This window comes from Methanoculleus chikugoensis, assembly GCF_900095385.1.
In the GTDB taxonomy this organism is placed as follows: domain Archaea; phylum Halobacteriota; class Methanomicrobia; order Methanomicrobiales; family Methanoculleaceae; genus Methanoculleus; species Methanoculleus chikugoensis_A.
In genome coordinates this window covers 1-20539 of the sequence record NZ_FMID01000011.1, presented here as the reverse complement: position 1 = coordinate 20539, position 20539 = coordinate 1, and the positions used below count along the sequence as shown (strand labels likewise).

21 protein-coding genes and 1 tRNA gene are annotated in these 20539 nt (G+C 58.3%); 8 read left to right on the top strand and 14 right to left on the bottom strand.

From position 1 onward, the window contains the following. Positions 1 to 108 precede the first annotated feature (108 nt). Entirely contained in the window at positions 109 to 756 is a 648-nt protein-coding gene (locus L21_RS02195; protein WP_074368865.1) for a DUF3800 domain-containing protein, read from the top strand. 241 nt (positions 757 to 997) lie between these two features. Here the strand turns inward: L21_RS02195 and L21_RS02190 are convergent, their stop codons facing one another. The 5 genes from L21_RS02190 to L21_RS02175 all read right to left on the bottom strand — a co-directional run bounded on the left by L21_RS02190 (position 998) and on the right by L21_RS02175 (position 2971). After that, the gene (locus L21_RS02190; RefSeq protein ID WP_074368864.1) at positions 998 to 1405 is read right to left on the bottom strand and encodes a hypothetical protein; all 408 of its coding nucleotides are present in this window, start codon (positions 1403 to 1405) and stop codon (positions 998 to 1000) included. A gap of 55 nt (positions 1406 to 1460) precedes the next feature. After that, positions 1461 to 1607: a hypothetical protein gene (locus tag L21_RS14015; RefSeq protein WP_178377664.1), complete on the bottom strand. Its 147-nt coding sequence runs from the start codon at positions 1605 to 1607 to the stop codon at positions 1461 to 1463. 691 nt (positions 1608 to 2298) lie between these two features. Continuing rightward, positions 2299 to 2371: transfer RNA gene (locus tag L21_RS02185), tRNA-Asn, on the bottom strand. A 35-nt stretch (positions 2372 to 2406) separates the two neighbouring features. Next, entirely contained in the window at positions 2407 to 2706 is a 300-nt protein-coding gene (locus L21_RS02180) for a hypothetical protein (protein WP_074368863.1), read from the bottom strand. A 31-nt stretch (positions 2707 to 2737) separates the two neighbouring features. Then, positions 2738 to 2971, bottom strand: coding sequence for a hypothetical protein (locus L21_RS02175; RefSeq protein ID WP_074368862.1), 234 nt, complete (start codon positions 2969 to 2971; stop codon positions 2738 to 2740). 59 nt (positions 2972 to 3030) lie between these two features. Between L21_RS02175 and L21_RS02170 the strand changes: the two genes are divergently transcribed. From L21_RS02170 to L21_RS02155, 4 genes are read left to right on the top strand one after another with little or no spacing between them, the layout of a single operon-like run. After that, entirely contained in the window at positions 3031 to 4161 is a 1131-nt protein-coding gene (locus L21_RS02170) for a M24 family metallopeptidase (RefSeq protein WP_074368861.1), read from the top strand. Next, positions 4158 to 5039 carry a type II methionyl aminopeptidase gene (gene map, locus L21_RS02165; protein ID WP_083608705.1) on the top strand — a complete coding sequence of 294 codons (882 nt, stop codon included), beginning with the start codon at positions 4158 to 4160 and terminating at the stop codon, positions 5037 to 5039. The genes L21_RS02170 and map overlap by 4 nt, the downstream gene beginning before the upstream one ends. 44 nt (positions 5040 to 5083) lie before the next feature. Further along, the gene (locus L21_RS02160; protein WP_074368860.1) at positions 5084 to 6370 is read left to right on the top strand and encodes an ATP-binding protein; all 1287 of its coding nucleotides are present in this window, start codon (positions 5084 to 5086) and stop codon (positions 6368 to 6370) included. A gap of 1 nt (position 6371) precedes the next feature. Beyond that, a complete protein-coding gene (locus L21_RS02155) occupies positions 6372 to 7100 on the top strand; it encodes an MBL fold metallo-hydrolase (RefSeq protein ID WP_074368859.1) in 729 nt (242 codons plus the stop codon). 181 nt (positions 7101 to 7281) lie between these two features. Here L21_RS02155 and L21_RS02150 read toward each other — a convergent pair whose 3' ends face one another. The 9 genes from L21_RS02150 to L21_RS02110 form a co-directional block, all read right to left on the bottom strand. After that, on the bottom strand, positions 7282 to 7830 hold the full coding sequence (locus tag L21_RS02150; protein ID WP_143727187.1) for a hypothetical protein: 549 nt from the start codon (positions 7828 to 7830) through the stop codon (positions 7282 to 7284). Positions 7831 to 7942: 112 nt separating this feature from the next. Beyond that, positions 7943 to 8902: a DUF4367 domain-containing protein gene (locus L21_RS02145; protein WP_074368857.1), complete on the bottom strand. Its 960-nt coding sequence runs from the start codon at positions 8900 to 8902 to the stop codon at positions 7943 to 7945. Between the two features lie 236 nt (positions 8903 to 9138). Further along, complete coding sequence (locus L21_RS02140; RefSeq protein ID WP_074368856.1) at positions 9139 to 9993, bottom strand: hypothetical protein; 855 nt, start codon at positions 9991 to 9993, stop codon at positions 9139 to 9141. An 84-nt stretch (positions 9994 to 10077) separates the two neighbouring features. Further along, a complete protein-coding gene (locus L21_RS02135; protein WP_074368855.1) occupies positions 10078 to 11040 on the bottom strand; it encodes a hypothetical protein in 963 nt (320 codons plus the stop codon). A 345-nt stretch (positions 11041 to 11385) separates the two neighbouring features. After that, positions 11386 to 11898 (bottom strand): hypothetical protein, encoded by a 513-nt coding sequence (locus L21_RS02130; protein WP_178377663.1) that lies wholly within the window; start codon positions 11896 to 11898, stop codon positions 11386 to 11388. A 79-nt stretch (positions 11899 to 11977) separates the two neighbouring features. Beyond that, positions 11978 to 13165, bottom strand: a complete 1188-nt coding sequence (locus L21_RS02125) for a phospholipase C/P1 nuclease family protein (RefSeq protein WP_143727185.1) — start codon at positions 13163 to 13165, stop codon at positions 11978 to 11980. A 474-nt stretch (positions 13166 to 13639) separates the two neighbouring features. Continuing rightward, positions 13640 to 13939 carry a hypothetical protein gene (locus L21_RS02120; RefSeq protein ID WP_256712011.1) on the bottom strand — a complete coding sequence of 100 codons (300 nt, stop codon included), beginning with the start codon at positions 13937 to 13939 and terminating at the stop codon, positions 13640 to 13642. A 133-nt stretch (positions 13940 to 14072) separates the two neighbouring features. Beyond that, on the bottom strand, positions 14073 to 15089 hold the full coding sequence (locus tag L21_RS02115) for a hypothetical protein (RefSeq protein ID WP_143727184.1): 1017 nt from the start codon (positions 15087 to 15089) through the stop codon (positions 14073 to 14075). Between the two features lie 118 nt (positions 15090 to 15207). Then, a complete protein-coding gene (locus L21_RS02110; protein ID WP_143727183.1) occupies positions 15208 to 16341 on the bottom strand; it encodes a hypothetical protein in 1134 nt (377 codons plus the stop codon). A 729-nt stretch (positions 16342 to 17070) separates the two neighbouring features. On the opposite strand from L21_RS02110, the gene L21_RS02105 reads away from it, so the two are divergent. The 3 genes from L21_RS02105 to L21_RS02095 all read left to right on the top strand — a co-directional run bounded on the left by L21_RS02105 (position 17071) and on the right by L21_RS02095 (position 20265). After that, positions 17071 to 17802 (top strand): winged helix-turn-helix transcriptional regulator, encoded by a 732-nt coding sequence (locus L21_RS02105; protein ID WP_074368850.1) that lies wholly within the window; start codon positions 17071 to 17073, stop codon positions 17800 to 17802. A gap of 398 nt (positions 17803 to 18200) precedes the next feature. Further along, positions 18201 to 19190, top strand: a complete 990-nt coding sequence (locus L21_RS02100; protein WP_074368849.1) for a YcdB/YcdC domain-containing protein — start codon at positions 18201 to 18203, stop codon at positions 19188 to 19190. A gap of 7 nt (positions 19191 to 19197) precedes the next feature. Continuing rightward, on the top strand, positions 19198 to 20265 hold the full coding sequence (locus tag L21_RS02095; protein WP_178377662.1) for an ABC transporter permease: 1068 nt from the start codon (positions 19198 to 19200) through the stop codon (positions 20263 to 20265). The last annotated feature ends 274 nt before the right edge of the window (positions 20266 to 20539 follow it).

Sequence of the window (20539 nt, the reverse complement as noted above, 5' to 3'; positions counted from 1 at the left end):
GGATGACGGCCCGGGTGGAGAGATGCACCGCAGGACACACCGGTGCGAGGCGGGAGGATGCCGGAATCCTCGCAGTCTTTATGACGAGTACGTTCTATTATTTATTGCGTGAAAATATACGTCGATGAATCTGGAGATCTCGGATTTGGACCAAGGGCGTCTCGTTATTTTGTCCTTGCGGCCCTTATAGTCCGGGATGAGCAGACGATTCGGCGCTGTTTTAAAAGGATCCGCCAGAGAAAACTCAAGAAATCATTCAGGGATCTCCCTGAGTTCAAGTATAACAACACAAAAGGGTTGATCAAGAATCGTATTTTACAGTGCATAGCCGATTGTGATCTCGACATCGCCTACGCGGTGCGCCGGAAGGATCAGGTGTACAGCAGGCTGAGGGATAAACAGCAGATCGTCTATAATTATCTCACCGGGTCCCTCATATCCAGGATTGCCAACCAGTACGCGATCGAAGGATGTATTTACGTCTACATGGACAAATCGATGTACAGCCTTCAACGTGACCATTTTGACGATTATCTCGCGTACCGTATGTTCGATAATGGCGTTCCCTGTGCGACACCACTTGACCAGTTCGTCATCGAACACGTTGATTCTCGAACAGAACCCTGCATACAGGCCGCAGACTTTGCGGCGGGTGCAGTTCACCAGCGGTATCGGGAAAACAATGAAATCTATTATAGTATCATCGAACCTAAAATGACAATCGCGCTCGATTTTTTTAAGGGTCGCCAGAAGTAGAATGGTGAACCCTTCCCTACTTTGTCCCACCTACCTCAAGGTAGCCTCATCCGTTTCGGGAAGGACTTACTCACTATATACATACAATGCAGAAGAGAATATAAACGTTACGTAACCGCAACGCCGACAACTTGGTGCCTGCAACCCGGGTTGATCAGGCAGGCATAACCCCGCTTTGAACGCCTCCACCCTGAGGGAGAGGGGTGCTCTCCCGGTAGTTCAGGACCTGGCCGCCCGCACACTACAGCATCCCCTGCTGCCCCATCGCGACGAGCAGCATCGCCGATGCCGCCGAGAGCAGGAAGATCGTCACCGCCCAGACGACCACAAACCCGACAATCGCGAGCGGACTCGTCTCCCGGTAGGGGACGAGCCCCTCGTTCATCCCTTTCGCCGTCCGGTAGGCATCGTAGACGCCCCAGGCCCAGATCGCCACGCCCGGAACGATCAGGATGAAGAGGCCGAAGAGGCTTCCGAGCAGCACCAGGACGCCTCTCATGAACTGCCCGTTGTAGGCCTGCCCGAGGCCGTTGAAGAGGAGCGAGAGCCCCGCCGCAAATGCCGGGTTTTTCTTCTTCTCCCGGCGCGAGACCTCTGCCGCCGCCATAGCGTCCCTGAGCGAGACCGGTTCCGCCGCATCGCCGTGCATGATTGTCAGGTACGCCCGGCGGGACTATCATTCTTTCCCGGCGCCCGGAGCGGCGCTACCGTCCGAAGACCTTCTCGATCCGCACGCGCCGCCCGAGTTTCGCCTCGTACCACTCCTGCTGTTTCAAAGCCTGTTTCCAGCTCCTGATACGGTGGCGGACCCGCGTCCCCGTTGCCGTATCGATCAGCACCAGCCTCGGCATCTCGATCGCTCCATCGATGCATGGAGCTCGACTTCAGGGGTTACGAACGTTTCCTTTCGGGTTCCCTCTTCCCGGTTTCATCGCCCGTGGTGTCGCCCCCCGGTCCGGCACAAGCGAGGGGGAGGCCCGCTCTTCGCAGTAGCTGACGGCCCTGAACGAGGAGCCGCCCATCCATGATATCGGTCGGCATTCGAACGAACCACGCCGGATCGGCAGATGCCGGTCTTTCGGAATATGAGGAAAGGTTTATCCTCTGATATGCCTCCTCTCTCTTCAGGTGAGTTCGGATGCCAAAATCAGCTTACTGTGGATACTGCGGGCGGGAGTTCCTGCTGAAGGAGCAATCTGCAAGTGGGGGCGTGCCATATTGCAGCGTTGAGTGCCTGGAAGCGGCGGCAAAGCAGGAGACCGGGGAGGATGGGCGCCGACCGGAGAGAGTCCTGGTCTCGGGCCGATCCCCCTGGAGCAGGTGACCCTGCCGGACAGGACCCGCCTCGCACGAGATTGTGCGTAGCGGTGCAGAACGGCGTTCACCGTCAAAGAGTGAAGACTCCGGTGCGGGGCGCACGGCGTTGCAGCGCGTAATCTCCGGCGCATGCCTGCCGTGGCATATCCCGATTCGGTCGATAACCCTTACTGCCATTGCGGGGAGTAACGAGGAATTGAGAAAGAACAAGGGCAAAAGTTGGTACGCCGCCAACAGGACTCGAACCTGTGACATGCTGGTTAACAGCCAGCCACTCTACCAACTGAGTTATGGCGGCAAACAAGTGCTCTATAATGTCTTGACTGAATCGTATTAAACGTTACGGGAATTCTCTTTCTGGATAACCAGAAGAAGATCGATCAATTCGTCGACCTCGGCGTCCAGAGTGGAAAGAAGGTCGCCCGCGAGCGGCGTCGCCACCGCGCCGGCCGGCGAGGCGCGGATGTAGCCCTCCTGCTCCAGGATCCGCAGCGAGTAGCGGACCCGGTGGTAGGGGAGATCCAGGATGTCGGCGAGCTTCATGATGCCGATGGGCTGGTACTCCACGACCGCCCGGATCACCTCCAGGTGCCTTGAAACGAGTTCAATCTCGGATTTGATCTTTGCCAGCATGGGTTTGCCTGCGCGAGTCCCGCGCGCACTATTATGGTTGTTCGTGCAGCCAGACCTTCGTCCGGGCATACTGCTTCCGGAACGATAGGGAGAAGATTGCCCCTACCGCGAGGAGGAGAAGACCGATCGCAAGGCCGGTGGTCCCCTCGGGCGCGAACCGGAAGAGGACGAAGACACCTATGGCGAAGCAGAGGACGATGACGTTGAGCATCACCGTCAGCATGACAAACTTTGCCTTGAAGACCTGTTTGGTTGCCTCATCCATTATTCATACTTGAACGCGCGGGTAAAAGTACTTGTGGTTTCAGCGGAAGAGTTGATAGAATGAACGGACTGGATTCGGCTATCCGGGAGAGAGGTGCAGCGGCATACGCGGCCTACGGCTCGTCCATAGATGCCAACGTGCGCTACCTGACCCGGTTCCGCACCACCGACCCCGTGGTCTACGTCCAGAAGCCGGGTGAGCGCGGGATGATCGTCGTCCCGCAGATGGAGCATGAACGTGCCGTCCGCGAATCGACGGCGGCGGTCGTCACCCGCGCCCACGCAGGCTACCTCGATTACATCAAGGCCGGAGAGCCCCGCTGGCGTGCGACCGCCCATATGATCGCCGACCTCGCCGGCGGCCCCGTCCTCGTCCCCGCGAACTTCCCGCTCGCCCTCGCACGGGAACTCGAATCGTTCCAGCCGGTCGTCCTCGATGAGCGGGGGGCGGTCGAGGCGATGCGGGCGGTCAAGACGCCGGAGGAGATCGAGCGGATACGCTCGGTCCAGCGGGCCACCGAGGCCGCGATAGAGCGCGGGATCGCGCTCATCCGGTCATCCGTCCCGAAAGGGGGCGTCCTTTACCGGGATGGCGCGCCCCTCACATCTGAGGCCGTCCGCGCCGAGATGCACGCCTACCTCCTCGCCCACGGCTACCGCGGGGTCGACACAATCGTCTCCTGCGGTCCCGACACCGCCCTCCCGCACAGCCCCGGCGTGGGACCGCTCCGGGAGAATGAGCCCATCGTTATCGATATCTTCCCGCAGGACGAACTGACCGGCTACCACGCCGACATGACCCGGACGGTCGTGAAAGGCGAGCCCTCTCCCGCGATCCGGGAGATGTACGAAGCCGTCAGGGACGCAAAATCCCACGCGGTATCGATGCTCCGTGCCGGTGCCGTCGGCGCCGACCTCTACCGCGCGACGGTCGAGTTCTTCCGCGACCGCGGTTACGAGAGCAACACGCAGGGGTTCACCCACAGTCTCGGCCACGGCGTCGGGCTCGAGGTGCACGAAGAGCCGTCGCTCGGCCCCCAGGGCGGGGCGCTCGTCGCCGGAAACGTCGTCACGATCGAACCGGGGCTCTACTACCCCGGGACCGGCGGCGTCCGCCTGGAGGATATGGGCGCGGTGACAGAGACCGGCTTTGACCGGTTCACCCAATACAGAGAGGAGCTCACGCTATGATCATGGATGACGATGTCTACGACGCCTACCGTGAAGCAGGGGCGCTGGCAAGGAAGGTGCTCCGCCGGGGTGCGGGGCTCGTGAAAGAGGGGGCGTTCCTCCTCGATATGGTCGAAGAGACGGAGAAGATGGTTGCCGAAGAGGGGGCGCTGCTCGCCTTCCCCCTGAATGTTTCCTACAACGAGGCCGCGGCGCACGACACCGCGATGCCCGGCGACGAGCGGGTCTTCGCCCGGGGCGACCTCATCAAGGTCGATCTCGGGATACACGTCGACGGCTACATCGCCGACACCGCCATGACCGTCGATCTCGGCGACCACGGCCCGCTCGTCGAGGCGTCCCGTGCGGCCCTCGAGGCGGCGATCGGCGCTGTCCGGCCGGGCGTCGTCACCGGGGAGCTCGGGGCGATCATCCAGGCGGCGATCGAGGAGCACGGCTACAAACCGGTCGGAAACCTCACCGGGCACGGCCTCGACCGCTACGACCTCCACGGAAAGCCCATGATCCCGAACGTCGCGATGAGCGGCGGCACCGTCATCGAAGAGGGGATGGTCTTTGCAATCGAGCCCTTCGCCACAACGGGATCGGGAAAGGTCACCGAGGCGTCGAGGGTGGAGATCTACAAGCAGATCGCAGCCCGGCCCGCACGCCTCCCGTCGGCAAGACGGATCCTTGAGACCGCCCGGCCGCGCAGGGGTTTGCCGTTCTCCCGCCGCTGGGTTCCGGGAGACAAGATCGAGATCGGGCTCTCCACCCTGGTGCGGAACGGAATTCTTCATCCCTTTCCGGTGTTGCACGACGTTCCGGGCTCGTTCGTCTCGCAGGCGGAGCACACCATGATCGTCACCGAAGAGGGGTGCGAGGTCACCACCCGGTGAGTTACGCTTATTGATGCCGCGCGCAAATATGTCTGCTCATAGATATGACCGGCGACACTGGTACACGTGACGTCCTCGCCGTCATGGAACTCCTGCTCACCGCGGAGATATTCAACCGGAACGAGGAACTCGATATCAACGACCTTAGCCCGCGCTGCCGGGGGTTCTTCGGTGCCGGGAGCGGCGGAAACCCCGAGGTGAAGCGTCCCCTGATCGTGAGCGAGGGAGCGATCAGGAAGGTGTTCGGCACCCCGGACGCCGTCTGCCAGGCCGTTCGCGCAAACCCGTTCGTCGGGTACGACGAATTCGGCCAGCGGCTGAACCTCCCTTCGCTCGATACGGCGGCGGGGTGGTTCCTCAAGAAGGGCGGGAAGGAGAGGGTCGGGGAGAACCCCGTTCTCGCGTACTTCTTTGACGGGAAAGACGGCATCGAAGTCCGGTATCGCGATGTCCGGGTGAAGAATCGCCGGTTCGAGGATACGAAGGAGTATGTGGAGGCGAGGGTCTCCCGGATCATCGGAGAGAGCGAGGAGATGCGGGAGGCCCGCGACCTCATCATCATCAGCGCGCCGGACGAGGTCGAGTTCTCGCTTGCAAAACTGGTCTGCACTCCGCGCCAGGAGGAGACGATCAAGAAGATCGCCGTCGCCCTAGAGCACCGCGACTTCTTAAAACGGCACGGCATCTACGAGTTCGGCCGGCTCCTCTTCGTCGGCCCGCCCGGAACCGGGAAGACCTCGCTCGCGCTCGCGATGTCGCGGGAACTCCACATGCCGGTGCTCGAGGTCCGTCTCGCGATGGTCACCTCCCAGTATCTCGGCGAGACCTCGAAGAACATCGACCGGATCTTCGATCTCGCGAAGAAACTCACCCCCTGCATCCTCTTCATCGACGAGTTCGACTTCGTCGCAAAGACCCGGGTCAGCGACGACCACGGCGCGATGAAGCGCGCGGTGAACATGCTCCTCAAGAACATCGACCAGATCAGTTTCGTCAAGAACGGCGTCCTCCTCATCGGGGCGACGAACCACCCCCGTATCCTCGACGAGGCGGCCTGGCGGCGGTTCGATGAGGTGGTGGAGTTCCCGCTCCCCGACCAGGCGATGCGGCAGGCGATCCTCGAGAAGGTCGCCGCCACGATCGAGTGCGACTGCGACTTCGCGGACCTTGCCGCCCGGACGGAAGGCTTCTCGGGCTCCGATCTGCGGATGATGGTGAAAGAGGCGGTGATGTCGGCGCTGATGGAAGACCGGCACCGGGTCGACCCGGCGGACATCGAGCAGGGGCTCCTTCGGGCGGAGGAGAGGAACGTCATCCGAACCGGGCGCTGATATGCAGATCACGCTGCTCGGGACCGGGGACGCCATCGGGACGCCGAAGGTGGGGTGCGACTGCGAGAACTGCCGGGCGATGGTCGCGGCGGGGAGGTCGAGGCTCCGGACGTCCCTCCTCGTCGAGATCGAGGAGAAGCACATTCTTATCGAGTCGTCCCCGGATCTCCGCCAGCAGCTCCTCCGGGCCTGCTCCCCCCACATCGACGCCGTCCTCTGGTCGCACGGCCACTACGACCACTTCATCGGGTTCGGGGAGTTCTACCGGGTGCAGAAGGTGCCTCCGCCCTACGCGCCGCCGCCGGTGATGGATTACTGCTCGCGATATCTCCACTTCCTCCCGTTCGAGAAGCACCCGGTCCCGGTCTACGAACCCTTCGACCTCTTCGGCGTGACCTTCACCTTCTTCGAGGTGAACCACCCGCCGGTCTACACCTGCGGGCTCCTCATCGAGCACGACGACGTGACGGTCGCCTACACCGCCGACACGCGGGAGGACATCCCGGCGGCAAGCCGCGACCTCCTCGAAGAGGCCGATATCGACCTCCTCTTCGTCGACGCCATCGCTCCCGAGAGCTACAATATCACCAAACACATGAACTACACCGAGGCGGTCAGGTTCGCCCACGACGTCGGGGCGAGGGACTACCGGTGCGTCCACATGAGTCACATGGTCCCGCCGGGGATGCCGCACGCCGGGTACGACATGGAGACGTTCTGCTGGGAATAGGGGGGATCGCCCTACTGGACCGTTTCACTTATTTTGTTGGTCTTGATGCGTGGAGGTTTACCGCCTCACGCGGGAGGACGCGAAGGGAAGCCAGGGATAGAAATCAAGACCTTCGCATGAGGCGATGTTGTATGGAATTTAGATGCAATGGTCCACTACGGTCCTGGGGATTATGCCTCCCTCACGTTGCACCGCATAGACGCATCCATCCTGAGAGATCCAGTTGAGGACTATAGACCGATTCCGGCGGGGAGATGAATACCGTGAACTTCACCGGGATGTTCTCGATTCCCATCTCCTTTGCCCGCTCGTCAAGCATCGCATACAATGTCTCGACCGAAGAGACGTTCTCCGGTGGAGGCGGGCCGTTCCAGATATTCACCCGGAGGTACCCGTCAATGTCGTAGCTGAAACCGATCAGAGACCCGTTGGGATAGAGGTAGTGTCCCCATATCAGATCTTTCGTGGCAGCAGTGAAGTTTTCCAGGTTTGCGCTCTTCCCGCCCTTTGAGAAGGGAAGCCCTCCGAGCGTGATAGTAACGGGTTCTTGCCTGTTCAGGCTGGCTTTGAGATGTTCGACGTCCTGTCCGGTGAATGCCGGCCGGGATGACTGGAGTTTCCCGGCGGATGTTGCCGGCTCCTGATCACAGAGGCTTTCGGAGAGGCACAGTCCTGCAGAGAGGCTAAAGACGACGGCGAATAGCAACATTGGGACCGGAAATCTACTCATGTTCGGGCCTCCTCAATCTTGCAGGCGGCGCCTGCGGCATCCACGATTGTTCAATGGCCTGTATTGGGATAATTTGTTCATGGGACAAACACCAACTCAAAAACCGGCTCATCTAAATGGGAGCGGCGATCCCACCTCCGGCATGTTCCTTCACCGATGCTGCAATCGCCGCCATCTCATTCATTTCCTGTGTGCCGGAAAGGCAGTATGCATAGTGGCTGTCATTCCAGCGAAGCACGTTTTCCCCGTCTCCGGGAGTAAACGTTCCGTCTGTCCCGTCGATCGTCACCCCAACAGAACCTGTGGTTTTCAGTCCGGGGCAGGGGTTGCCTGGGACAGGCACCTGTGTGATATGAAATTCATCCTTACCTTTTGCGTAGATCAGGGATGTTCTGTTGTCCGGTTCGCCATACTGTAATGCATATGAAAAAGAGTAGCCATCCGGCAGATACGATGGTGCCGGGAGATCCATACCAAACTTTTCGTGCGCCTCTTTTAGCGTATACACGATGACGGGGGTTATCGCAAGTGGCGGAGCGGGATTCGTCACCGCCCCGATAGAGTAACCATATGACTCGTTCAGGTACAGGAGCGCTGTCTTGTTGTAGGTCATAATCGGAGCGTTCCCCAGGTAGACGGTATCAGTCCCGGTCGAGAGATCATGGATCTTGTAATACGTCGGAGAGGGCTTGTTCGGGTCCGGGGTGTTCGGCACGAGCGCAAAGCCGCCGAGCACCGTCCCGGCTGCCTCGTCGACGGTGATGGCAAGCCGGATCTCCCCGTAACGGATGACGAGGCTCGGGTTCCGGTTGCAGTAAGGGTCGTTTCGCGGGCAAGAATGGAAGAGCACGGCAATCGATTCGGGTTTGCCGCCATGTCGGATGAGAGCCTGCGCCCGTTCGTCGCTGAGTGCAATCCCGGCGATGTACGAGCCATTTGTTTGAATCAACTCTGGAGTGGCTACGGGGATCTCCGATACGTTGATGCCGGGGCACTGTTGCATCGATGTCTCCTGCATGTCGCCGGAAGGGCCTGCAACGCCGACTGTCCCATCGGTGCAGCAACCTGCCATGCATGTCAGGAGAACCAGCAAAACGATAACGGGTGGCGTTTTCCTCATCTTTCAGTCCTCCTGACCGTCGGTGTGCAGACCATTTGGGACGCCTTCCTTATCCGGAGTAGTAGTTTGCAACTGTCCATTTTGTCCCCCGGATTTGTCTTGTGTTGAAATCTCCACATCGAACAACTTTTATCCGTTCTGCTCCCGGGGTGTGGGACCGGAATTCCCTGCCTCACCCCCGGTACCGCCTAACTTTCGATGAAGCCGATCAGATAGTAACTCCCACGATACTCCACGATCTTCCCCCGGTAACTCTTTGCGATACGCCCCGCCTCGTCTTCGGATAGCGGCACCTCCAGGCCGCCGCTATGGAGGGTCTCGTTCACTGTGGGGAGTTCGGCGAGATCGGCATCGGTGAGCCGGGCGATATCGTACCCGGCGCTCCGGAAGTCGGCCCCGGTCCAGTTTGCAGGAAGCTCGAACCCGTAATGTTCCGCCCTCCCGTTGCTAATGTTGTGCAATATGAGGTAGCAGCCGCTCAGCATCGCGGGCGGGCCCTCCGGTACGACGTCGGCGGAAGAGTAGACGTAGTGGAGAATCCTCTCCGGGAATACGGTATCGTGTTGTCCCGTGCTCTCCACGTAGTACTCGACACCGCCGATTCTGAACAGGGCGAGAAAAACGCTGTCGCTGACGGTCAGAAGCGCCTCGCCGCCCCCGGTAAGCGTGCCGGTGAAGGAGTGCCTCCCCACGCTGCGGGATTCGGGGTCGTGCAACGACTCCTGTAGATCCGCCGCATAGGGTTGCCCGGCGATGTACACGGTCAGCGGTTCGCCGCGGAGCAGGCGGTCCCGGATTGCCTGCGTATCGTAGACAGCGAGGTCGTACCGCCGGACTGACGACGGGATCCCGAGGTCGCCGGGATCCCAGGCCAAGGCGCCCCTCTTCTCCGTGAAAGAGTCGATATGGACCAGGGCTCTCTCCTGTGGGGTTGTGGTACCGGCGACCTCCGCACCGGGCCCGAAAACCGCAAAACCTGCCGCCAGCGCCGTAGCCACGGCCACCAGGAGCAGGGCCGGGAGCAGGGGATTTTTCTGGATCATTTCAGCACACCACATGCGATCTGCTCTGAGGGGGGAGGGGCAAGCCCGCTCCCCCCTTCTGGGAACTATTGCCGATATCTGCACTCACCAGAAGGGGAAATTTCGTGTGGAGGGCCACCGGGGCTCCTCCGGATAGTCATGTCGGTTCACCAGGAGGGCATACCCACCATTGGCGGTCTGGGTGACCGAGACTGCGTCGCCTATCAGTTCGAATGTGGCGTTCAGTTTGGTATCCCACTCCCGGAGTCCATCGGCGTTGAGTTTGATGATATGAGGAACGCCTACCCGGGCGGGGAGGATCAGGAACCGGGACGCGGAATGGTATGTGACAGTCCCAAATACATATCCTTCATCAGCCGTTTTGATGATCGGCGCCGACGCATTGAGCGTCCTCTCCCCGATCACGTTTCCATCCCGATCGAAGACGACCTCCTCCAGCGTTACGTTGTTGTAGACAACGGTACATTCGCCCCCCGGTGCCTCGTCCATGAAGACTACATGGTTGTACTGCGACGGACTGCCGAGCGTCGCCTCCCAGAGCAGATCACCTACAGCATCCAGTCGAAGCAGCCACACGTCAGAGCCGTTCCGGTTCGGAAGATAAGTCGTGCCGCTCACCAGGTACCCGCCGTCCGATGTCTGGATGACGGCCCTCGCGCTGTCCTGGTCGCCGGTCCCGTAGGTCTTTTGCCACTCCTGTGTCTGGTCTCGATCCCATTTGAGCACCAGAAGATCTTCGCCGGTGGTCCCGGCGACGGCAAATCCACCGTCAGCGGTTCCGACGACCGATTGCAGGATGCCATCGGCCTCGACGTCGCCATCCAGAATGTTCCCTGCAGGATCGAGGAGCAGGACCCCCGACTCCCCCACCGCTACGACGGTGCCCCCGGCTGTCTCGGCGACTGAAGAGACCGGAGGACCTCTACCGTTGGCGTTCCAGACGACGGAACCGTCGCCGTCGAGTTTGAAGACCCCGTAGGACTGTTCCCCGCGCCAGGGCCGGACCTCTCCCCCAATGAGGTACCCGCCGTCTGCCGTCTGGACCATGCTCGTTGCTGTATCGTCTCCTCCGGTATCGATGACCGTCTGCCACTGTCTGTTCCGCTGGCGTCGACTTTAAAGACCATGATGTCGCGGCCCACCCCGTATTCCGGCACAAGGCACCCTGCCGCGAAGACCAGCAGAAGGCAGAGCCGATCATCAGGATGCCGAGCCATCTGTATGCAGTTGGTATCACGTTTGCTCCTTGATATGGTTGCGTTGCATAGTTCATCCCTCCTGGTGGAAGGACCCGCAATTGAATGCAAAACTCCGGGTGTACTTACGATTCTGCAGATCTCCTTTTTCTGGGGTGTCCCTTCAGCATGCACAACTCTGGTGCTCCCAGGCAAGTTATCCACTCTGTACCTCTCGTCGAAATGCGATTACGACCACGAGTATGACACCGAATACGACGACGGATATGAGCGCAGCCTCTAGGTACAGGATAATCAAGCTCATGATGAGAAAGCCCATTTCGGGCAAGGGCAGAGACGTCAGCAACTGGATGGCTGGTGAACCGGTGCCTTCATCCCCGAACGCCGTTGCAAACCCGTAGACCAGAAGCAGGGCTACCGTGATCACGGACCCGGAGAAGAGAATTTTGGAGAGATGTTGATCGGGAAAGTGACTCCGGATTAGCATGAACGGCGTCAACACACCCATCAGTATGATCACCAGGTTCAGTACCGGTAAAACCGGTCGGATCAACGGCACGAAGGAGAGAACTGGCACCAGAACGGCCAGGAGCAACCCGATCAAAATCGGAGCAAGTTTGCCTGTAACGTGTTGCGCCTTCGCGAAAACGTGATAGAACCCCAGGGAGAGAACGCCGATGAAGATAGCCGGAAGGAGAACAATAAGCAAGACAAAGATGACAACAGACAGGTATGAAAACATTGGCTCCATAGTAAATCTCACCGATAAAAGAGGAGGGAGAGCCTCCTCAATCTCTCATGTATTTCACCAGACCGAGAGTGTACTTCGCTGTATCGAGGAGACAGTTCTCGGTAATCGATCTGACATCTGGGTCGGTTTCGAATGTGTACCGGTGATTATACACCAAATAGTAAAGTTCATCATCGTAGTTCTTCGCATACCCAGCAAGTGACTGCGTCGAACTTGACGGATCGGTTATGGTGTAATAATACCAGTTGTTCTGGATGACGGATATGAAGTTGTATCCCTCTCCACCATCCTGATCCCAGTTAGTTGCGACATAGGCCTCATAATCACCGTGAACCCATGAATTCAGCGCCTGTTCCAGTTCCATGCCAGTATGGAGCGGGTTTCCTACATCTGTCAGGAAATGGCTTGAATATCCCAGGTTTGTATATGCATTGTACATCGACGGTTGATCGTAGTAGTTCCCGGCAATGGTTACATAGTTTTCACATTGTGCCGGAGCATAGCCCGTTCCAAGCACAGGGTCGTAGTAATGATCATAGGAATGACACACAGTCTGGATGAAGGTATCCAACCACTCAAACCCGGATGGGGGCCAAACCGGAGACCAAGAATCAGGATCGTCTGCTGCGTTGTGAGCGTACGTAGCATTCGTGGATGAAACACCCCACTTCAAACAGGAGATCTCTATGATATCCTGATGACAGGGCGCCGCCCACCACCGGATGCTGTTTTCAGCCGCAAACTTGTCGTTCAGATACTCGGCGAGCGCTTCATCGGCCTGAGCCTGGATGGAATTTTCCTCTTCGGTCAAGGTATGCTCACCAGGAGATACGAAAGTCACCTCAGTTCGACCGTCACGTCGGGTCACAGTCACAGGATACTTTGCCCAGATTTCCATGAGCCCTTCAGATAACATCTGTTTTTTCTCATCGGAAATTTGAGTCATCTTCAAATCATTCAGGGCATTTCTCTTTCCTTGTTCATCGGCAGCAAACAATGCCCAATGAGGCGTTGCTTTTTTCACATTCTCATCGATCGTAAAAAGTGAGCCGGGCAGTGTCTGCCCGTTTGCCGCAACTACAGGCATCGGCTGCTCAACCAGAACCTCTGAGGTTGCTGCTGCCGCCGGCACAAACCCACACTCACTAGCAGCAGTGCCAGGAGCATGGAGAATGCTCGCATTCCAGCTTTTGCTTTCATGTGTTCCAACTCCGTTTTCGTTCACCGGAGGCAGGAGAGGCACACGTTTAAGTACGCAGAACGCTTACGTTCCCTTTGCCTCCGGGCGCGCGGGACGTTCGCGCTCGACGCATGGGTTAACGAAACCGCTGCCCCTTTGCCTCCGGGCGCGCGGGACGTTCACCCATCCGATTCGCTACTGGCCGGGTGGACTTCCGCATCGTTACAGGCACCGCCTGCGGCACCTACAAGTGTTCACTTGTCAGTTTTGAGATAAACTGTTTATGGGACAAACACCAGATCGAACCCGTCTCTTCTCAAAAAAGCTGTCCTGACGCCCTGAGATCACCGTAGATGATATCCCCTGTGACTGATCGGTCTCGAAGGCAATTCTCCTCCTGGATGGTAAAAGCAGCGCCGGAATGAGCAGAACAGTTTGAGCAGATCCGGTGCAGGGCTCCCCTCCGCCGTTCACTGCGCGCAGGTCGCCCCGGGGTGCAGTCGCACGGCGGAGCCCCCTTCACGGCCACGTCGTCACCACTATGTAATACGCATCTTCGTACTCCATGAGCGGGTACAGTCCCCTCTCCCCCTGGGGACCGTAGGCATCGTGGAGCGCCTTGCTCTCCCCGTACGAGACCTTAGTTCCCCCGATGACGCGCTGGTCCCGGTCGCCCCACTCCCACGCTGACGGGTTGCGCTCCTCGCCCCGGATGACTACGTCGAGCGCGGGGTGCTGCCCGAAGTCCTTCTCGGTCAGGTGGATGACAAATAATGCGTTCTCCGGGGGAACAGCCGGGGTCCTCTGACGGGCAGGCATATCAAGAGGGCGGTGCCTCCCGCGTAGTCTGCTTCATGCCTTTTCTCCAGGTTTTCGTCCTCGAACAACGGGGCGGAAAGTGGAAAAATAGACCCGTGCCGAAGGAGAGGGACCGCCGCCCGACCCTCCGGCATCAGGCCGCTCCCGTCGCTTTACGGATGAAGACGAGGTGACCCCAGGGGAGGGAGGACGCTGGTAGTTCCCCGGGCCGTGACCAGCCGGGTTCCGTATCGATCTCGATGCCCGCCAGAACGTGCCACGCGGCATCGTCTGCGGAGGGCTGTTTTCCCACGACATCCGAGATCGGAGTCAGGTTGAGCACACCGGTGGCACCTGAGGCAAAGTATCCGCATTCAGTAGTCCAGGCGACACCTGTCGTGTCGTGAGCATGAAACCCGACCCGGTGGCCGAACAACCCGGAGAATATGCCGAAGGTATCGAAGGTGTTCAGGAGTTTACCGACAACGTCTCCCGGGGACTCCGTGTATCGCGGAGATGTTTGGGGGCCGGATTGGCCGAAAAATCCACCAAGAGGCTTCAAGGAGTAATACGCCGTGTCCAGATCGTAACTTACGCGAAATCCCGAGTTTCTCCAGTCATCCTCCGGTGTCATGGCGATGTGAGATCCGAGACAGAAATACTCGTGTCCCTGATCATAGTCATTGGAATGCTGGTAAAGTGCCGTTGTTGCGATCATCTGCCCGACGCCCGGGGACACCCGGACAGTTGTGTGGCGTGCAACCTCGACATACTCATCGGACAAACCGGCCGCATCACGGAGACGTTCACGCACCGCCAGGGCTTCCCCGCCAGATATGCGGTCTTCCGCCCGGGCTGAAAAACCGTCCGGTGCCGGGGCTGCTCTGCCGGTCACCTCGGCATAGGACACGGTGACTCCATCGGGAAGGGCACGAGCGTAGTATCCGACGAGTTCCGCGTCAGGGGGGAGATCCGGGAAGAAGATCGCCTCATACCGGAAAGAGAGATCCGGATTCGAAGGGACGGAGGAGATACCGGACATGCGATCCATCCAGTCCGTTACTTCGCGCGGCGAGAGGTTTTCATGGGATAGGTAGAGCGAATCGGTATTCAAACCGTTGAAATCGTCATAAGACGAATTCCCGGGAAGCGCAGAGGCCACATCGATCACTGCAACGGAGAAACAGAGTAGCGCTATGAACGATAAGCATTTAATCCGAATCTGTCCCTTCGGTTCAGGCATCAAAAAGGAGAGAAATGTTGGTGATGTCGACACAGGTTATCTCCAGTTAGGTATGAACGTATCCCCCACTCCACTTAATCTTACAGAGATGACCCCAGGAGTTTGTTCCGGAAGGAGCGAAATAGGCGATACCGTCCACTATTATTCCCCATCCGTCTGAAACATCGGCCATCACCCGGGAGACAACATATGTGTTGCCATTCCGTGCAGACGACTGCGAACAGTATGAGTACTGACCCGGGGTGAACTCAAATGTAGTGGCTGCGCAACTGGCAAGGAGGAAAAATTCTTCGTGCCAATAAAGGGTGTTGCCACCCAGATTGTGGAGCTCAACATGTGTACTGGGAATGGCTGTTGACCACTGGAGAGCGCACCCACCAGTACCAAGAGAGAGCCCGACAGTCGTATACCCATTTGTAGTCTGTGGATCATTCTGGATTACCTGAACATTCGGCAAGTGCTGATAATAACCCGGGACTGAATAGTCAGAATCTATTTCCACGTCAAACTGCGCGTTTCTATATGGCTCATAACCAGATATATCAATCCCCGGATCAGTTCTCAAGGTCGTCTTTGTGAAGAAATAATCCTGATTCGAGTTAGTTTCTTGATTATCCCAGTACCATGTCGTTGTAAGGTACGCACGCCCGACACCGGTGTAAGTTCTGCTTATCGTCGCTGTATGAATCGGGGTCGGTCCATATGAAAGAAGCCCAATATCACTCTCTTTGAGGGACTCCTCCGTTTTGTTCTTCAGCGGCCCATCGATCCAAGCATCTGCATGAGAAGATATTTCCTCCAACGAGAGGTTATCTTTGGATGAAACTACCTCTACATAAGAGACACTCTCTCCATTTGGAAGAACCCGAAATACGTAAGCAACGATTTTCTCGTCTTCGGATATATCAACTTCAGCTGCGCCGACATACCTCGGTTGGATATTCTTAAACTCTTCCTCAAAGGAACTCATTGCTGCTTGAGTCCTGGCGCCGATCAGATCCTTGGGTATTTCAGAATCAACAAGACGTACAGTATACTTTTCCAAGTCATATCGCACATTTTGTTCATTACCCTGAGACTGCCACACTTGTTCGGCGGCCATCACCGGCATCATCATCACACTCACCAGTAGCAGTGCCAGGAGCATGGAGAATGCCCGCATTCCAATTTTTCTGTTCATTCCATATTCTTCCAGTAACTTCCCGGAGGGCGGAGGGGCATACCTTCAAGTACGGGAAGAGCACACGTTCCTTTTGCCTCCGGGCGCGCGGGACGTTCACCCATCCGATTCGCTACTGACCGGGTGGACCTCCGCACCGGTGCAGGCACCGCCTGCGGCACCCACAAGTGTTCACTTGTCAGTTTTGAGATAAACCGTTTATGGGACAAACACCATTTTGACACGCGACTTTTCTGGAAAATAGCAGGGATAATGCCCCGGGATCGCCATAGGCAACTCCACCTGCATGAGACCCTCACAGGAGAATTCCCTCCCGATGGAAAATGCAGGGCTGGTATGAGCAGTATTGTTCCGGGAGATTCGGTGCTGGGGCTCTCTCGCCGTACATTGCGCGCAGGCCGTTCCGGCACGTCAGTACTGCATCCATTTTTCGGATATGGTTACTCCGACGGGCATATACGGTCGTGATGGTCCTCGGGTAGGTTCGTCTCCAGGGAAAAGAAGTGGACAGAGACGAAACTGGAATTGGTTTTTGTGCTATAAGACTCATAAAATACGGAAAACCATATTGGGGTATCAGTAAAGAGAAAACGCATGGCCCCCGGACATTCTCTGTATACGGCGAGCGGGTGCCGTCCCGGAGATCGTACGCCCTCAACCTCTACCGGCACCGGAGCGGGCGGACTTTTCCGGTTACTCGCCCTCTCGATCCTATTTTCGGTTCTGCTAGTGTCGGTTGCCGATGCCACCGAATACACAGTTCAGCCTTCTCGAAACGTCGACAAAGAGCCCGGCACCTCTGTATCGGGCGAGACGGTGCGGGAGATAGACCCGATCCCGCTCTGGCTCGTCCTGCTGCTGTGCATATTTCCCCAGTTAACGGCGACCCCGATTGAGACTCTTCTCCCCCTGAAGGCCTTCGGCTACCTCGGGTACAAACGGATCTCCAGAAAGAATGTTCTGGACAGTCCACGGAGACTTGAGATTCTTAGTTTCATCAAGGCAAACCCGGGGTTGCATTTCAGGAAATTGCTGAAGGAGATGTCCCTGACGAGAGGGACACTTGGTTACCATCTGGAAAGACTGCAGTCCGCAGGCCTGTTGAGGGCGGTCAAAAGGAGGGGGAGAATCCACTATTTTGCCACCGGTTCGCCGTATTCGGCTGAAAAAGAGACTCTTATCATTACTATGAACAACGACGCCCGGCGGGGAATTATAACACAGATATTCCTGAATGGGGGTGCACACACCGAAGAGCTCGCCGAAGAGTCGGGTCTGTCCAAAGCCACAGTCTATACGCACGTAAAATATCTGGAACACCAGGGGATTGTAACGTCCGAGAGGGTGGGGCGGTATGTGCGGTATACTCTCACCGACAACTACGCTCGAATGCTGATGACAGAGTATGTGCATGACCACAGTCCCGAACCCGCACGGGTTCCGGCGGAAGATACCGGGTGAGTCCGTCTCGCGGATGAAGGCTCTTGCCACCTTCAGCCCGGCACATATCCGCCACTGCCGGCGCCGCGCAGACGTGCGCGATCGGCCTGCTGCCGGTATTCGGGGATTGTGCCGGAGTATCAGGCTCCTGCATCTGCAGAATGGATCCTGTCCCCGGCCCGGGGCCTTCGAACATCCGGTCGAATTGACGATTGGCACAGAAAAGGTATAAAGAAGGACAACGACGTCTCGATTGACGATACCGCATGCGGTATCCTGCGGGAGCCGGATTCATCGATTGGCGTCGTTTCGCGGCCCCCGAAGCGTGTCTGGAGGTTGATGGTGCTTTTGGCTGCTGTCAGGGATAGCCATTGGGGTTCCGCGGCCTCCCGGGGCATGCGTGAAATGAGGATAGAACCATGAAACCTATCAACAAAAACGGTTACACACTCGCAACAGTCCTCCTCCTGGCCTGTGCGGCGGCGTCGGCCGGGTGTGTCGGGACGGATGCCGGTGGAAACGGGCCGGTTGCACCGACGTCGCCGGAGGCGACAGCGTCACCCGGGATGACACCGGCCCAATCGTCGATGGACGGCCTGATCGGCGAAGAGGAAGCGCGTTCGCTTGCCGCGGCCGCACTGGAGCAGGAGATCCACGGGATCCGGATCGAACGGATGGCCGCAGAGCCGTACGACGTGCAGACCTACGGCGACGTCTGGCGGTTCCGGGTGAAAGCGGAAGGTGACCCCGACCCGGAAGGCGATATCCTGGTATCGATCGATGCTGTCGACGGGGATATGGTGTACTTCCAGGACGGCCGTGACTATTACCGGCCTGCCGACCCTGCAATCACGATCGAGGTGGCGGAGGAGATCGCCGATGCGTATCTCCAGGACCGAAACGAGCGTTCGGACGTCGTGAAGACCGTCGCAGTACTCTCTACAGTAGATACACCGCTGGGTTTGCGAAACGGACCGTATCATTTCGTGTATCAGCGCCCGATCGACGACGTCCTCTGCCAGTCCGACAGAATCATACTTGATATCGATTCGATCAACGGCCGCGTCGTCTCTTACTCTAAATTCTGGAAAGTATCAAACAACGACACCATGGCCGATCCGGAACCTTCAATCCCGGAAGACGCAGCCCGAGAACGGGTTCTGACATACCTTCACGATACCTACGGCACGGACCCCGGCGAGATCGCCATCCGATCGATGGAGCTGCGATGGTACGACCTGACCGCACGGCAACGCCCATCAATGGAACCGGTCGCGGTGCCTCTTGCCTGGTACATCACGTTCGACAATGATTGGTATCGGTCGCAGGACCCGCCACGAACGGCCCAGGTATGGATAGACGCCCATTCGGGAGAGGTTCTTTCTGCAAATTACAACCCCGGAAGGTAACGATCTGGTGAAAGACGACAGAGTGGCGGACCGGATACCCGATCCGAGCCGCACGCTCCTCGTGGCAGGAAAAGAGTTTGCCGACCACCTCGCGAGCCGGCGGTTCACCCTTGTCCTTCTCCTCTTCCTGATCCTCTGCTCCGTCTCCCTCTATGAGGGCGTCGAGAACTACAGCGAGAAACTCGCGACATACTCCGACGGTACCGCGCCGGTGCCGAAATTCCTGGGTTACCCCGGCTGGATGCCGGAGAAACCCTCCCTCCTCGTAGTCTTCCTCAACCTCTCCTCGCAGGTCCTGAGCTACGGCCCGCTGCTTGCGATCGCGACCGGGTTCGATCTGATCACGCGGGAACGCTGGTCGGGTTCGCTCAAAACCCTCCTCTCCCGTCCGGTTTTCCGCGACGAGGTGATCACCGGCAAGGCACTCGGCGGGTTTGCTGCCCTGACGCTGGCGATGAGCATCGCGGTTCTCATCGCGCTCGCGCTCCTCCTGCTCTTTGCAATCGTCCCCTCACCAGCCGAACTCGGAGCGATCCTGGCCTTCTGGCTCGTTTCGCTGGTCTACCTCTTCACGTTCTTCTCGGTCGCTCTCCTCGCCTCGGCGGTTGTTGCCGAGAGCGGGAGCGCTCTTGTCTGGTCGCTGGTCGCTATCTTCGTCTTCTCCTCCGTCGTACCGATGGTCGGCGGCATCCTTACCGATGCGGTTGCCGGAACGCCCCCGGATGTGGTGGATCTTATGAGCGACCCGCATCCCACCGAGGAGGAGTGGCTACAGTACCGGGAGGAGGAGCAAGTCTATCTCGAACACAAGGAGCGTATCGGAGCGACTGTCCGCCTCCTCTCGCCGCAAAGGAATTACCAGGAACTCGCGGTAGCGATCACCAACCCACGGTTCTCGATGTGGATCAATCCGGACCCCTTCGCCCTGAGAACACCCCACCCCGGGGAAGAACCGCTCCCTGATCTTCCCTCCCTGATCGCTCTCATCTGGCAGCCGATCGTCGCGATGCTTGCGTTACCGGCGATCTTCTTCGGATCGGCATACACCCGTTTTATGCGGATGGATGTCCGGTGACGGCGGAGATGGGTTTCACTCAGTGTGTATACGTGCGGCGGGCAGGTGCGCGCGCACTTAATTCCTGTCGTGCGGTCATCTCGGGAGCGGGCCAACAGTGTCGCAAGATCTTAGAATAGGAGGGAGGATGTACGAATTCCGGTTCGAAGCACGCCCCCACACCCGGGGCGGCTTGGGTCGATTTCCACTGGATGCCGGTCACATTACTCATGAACCGGAATGATGTCGAAGTAGGGAACCGGCCCACCCTGTCATGGCGTGCTCCCGGTGGGTA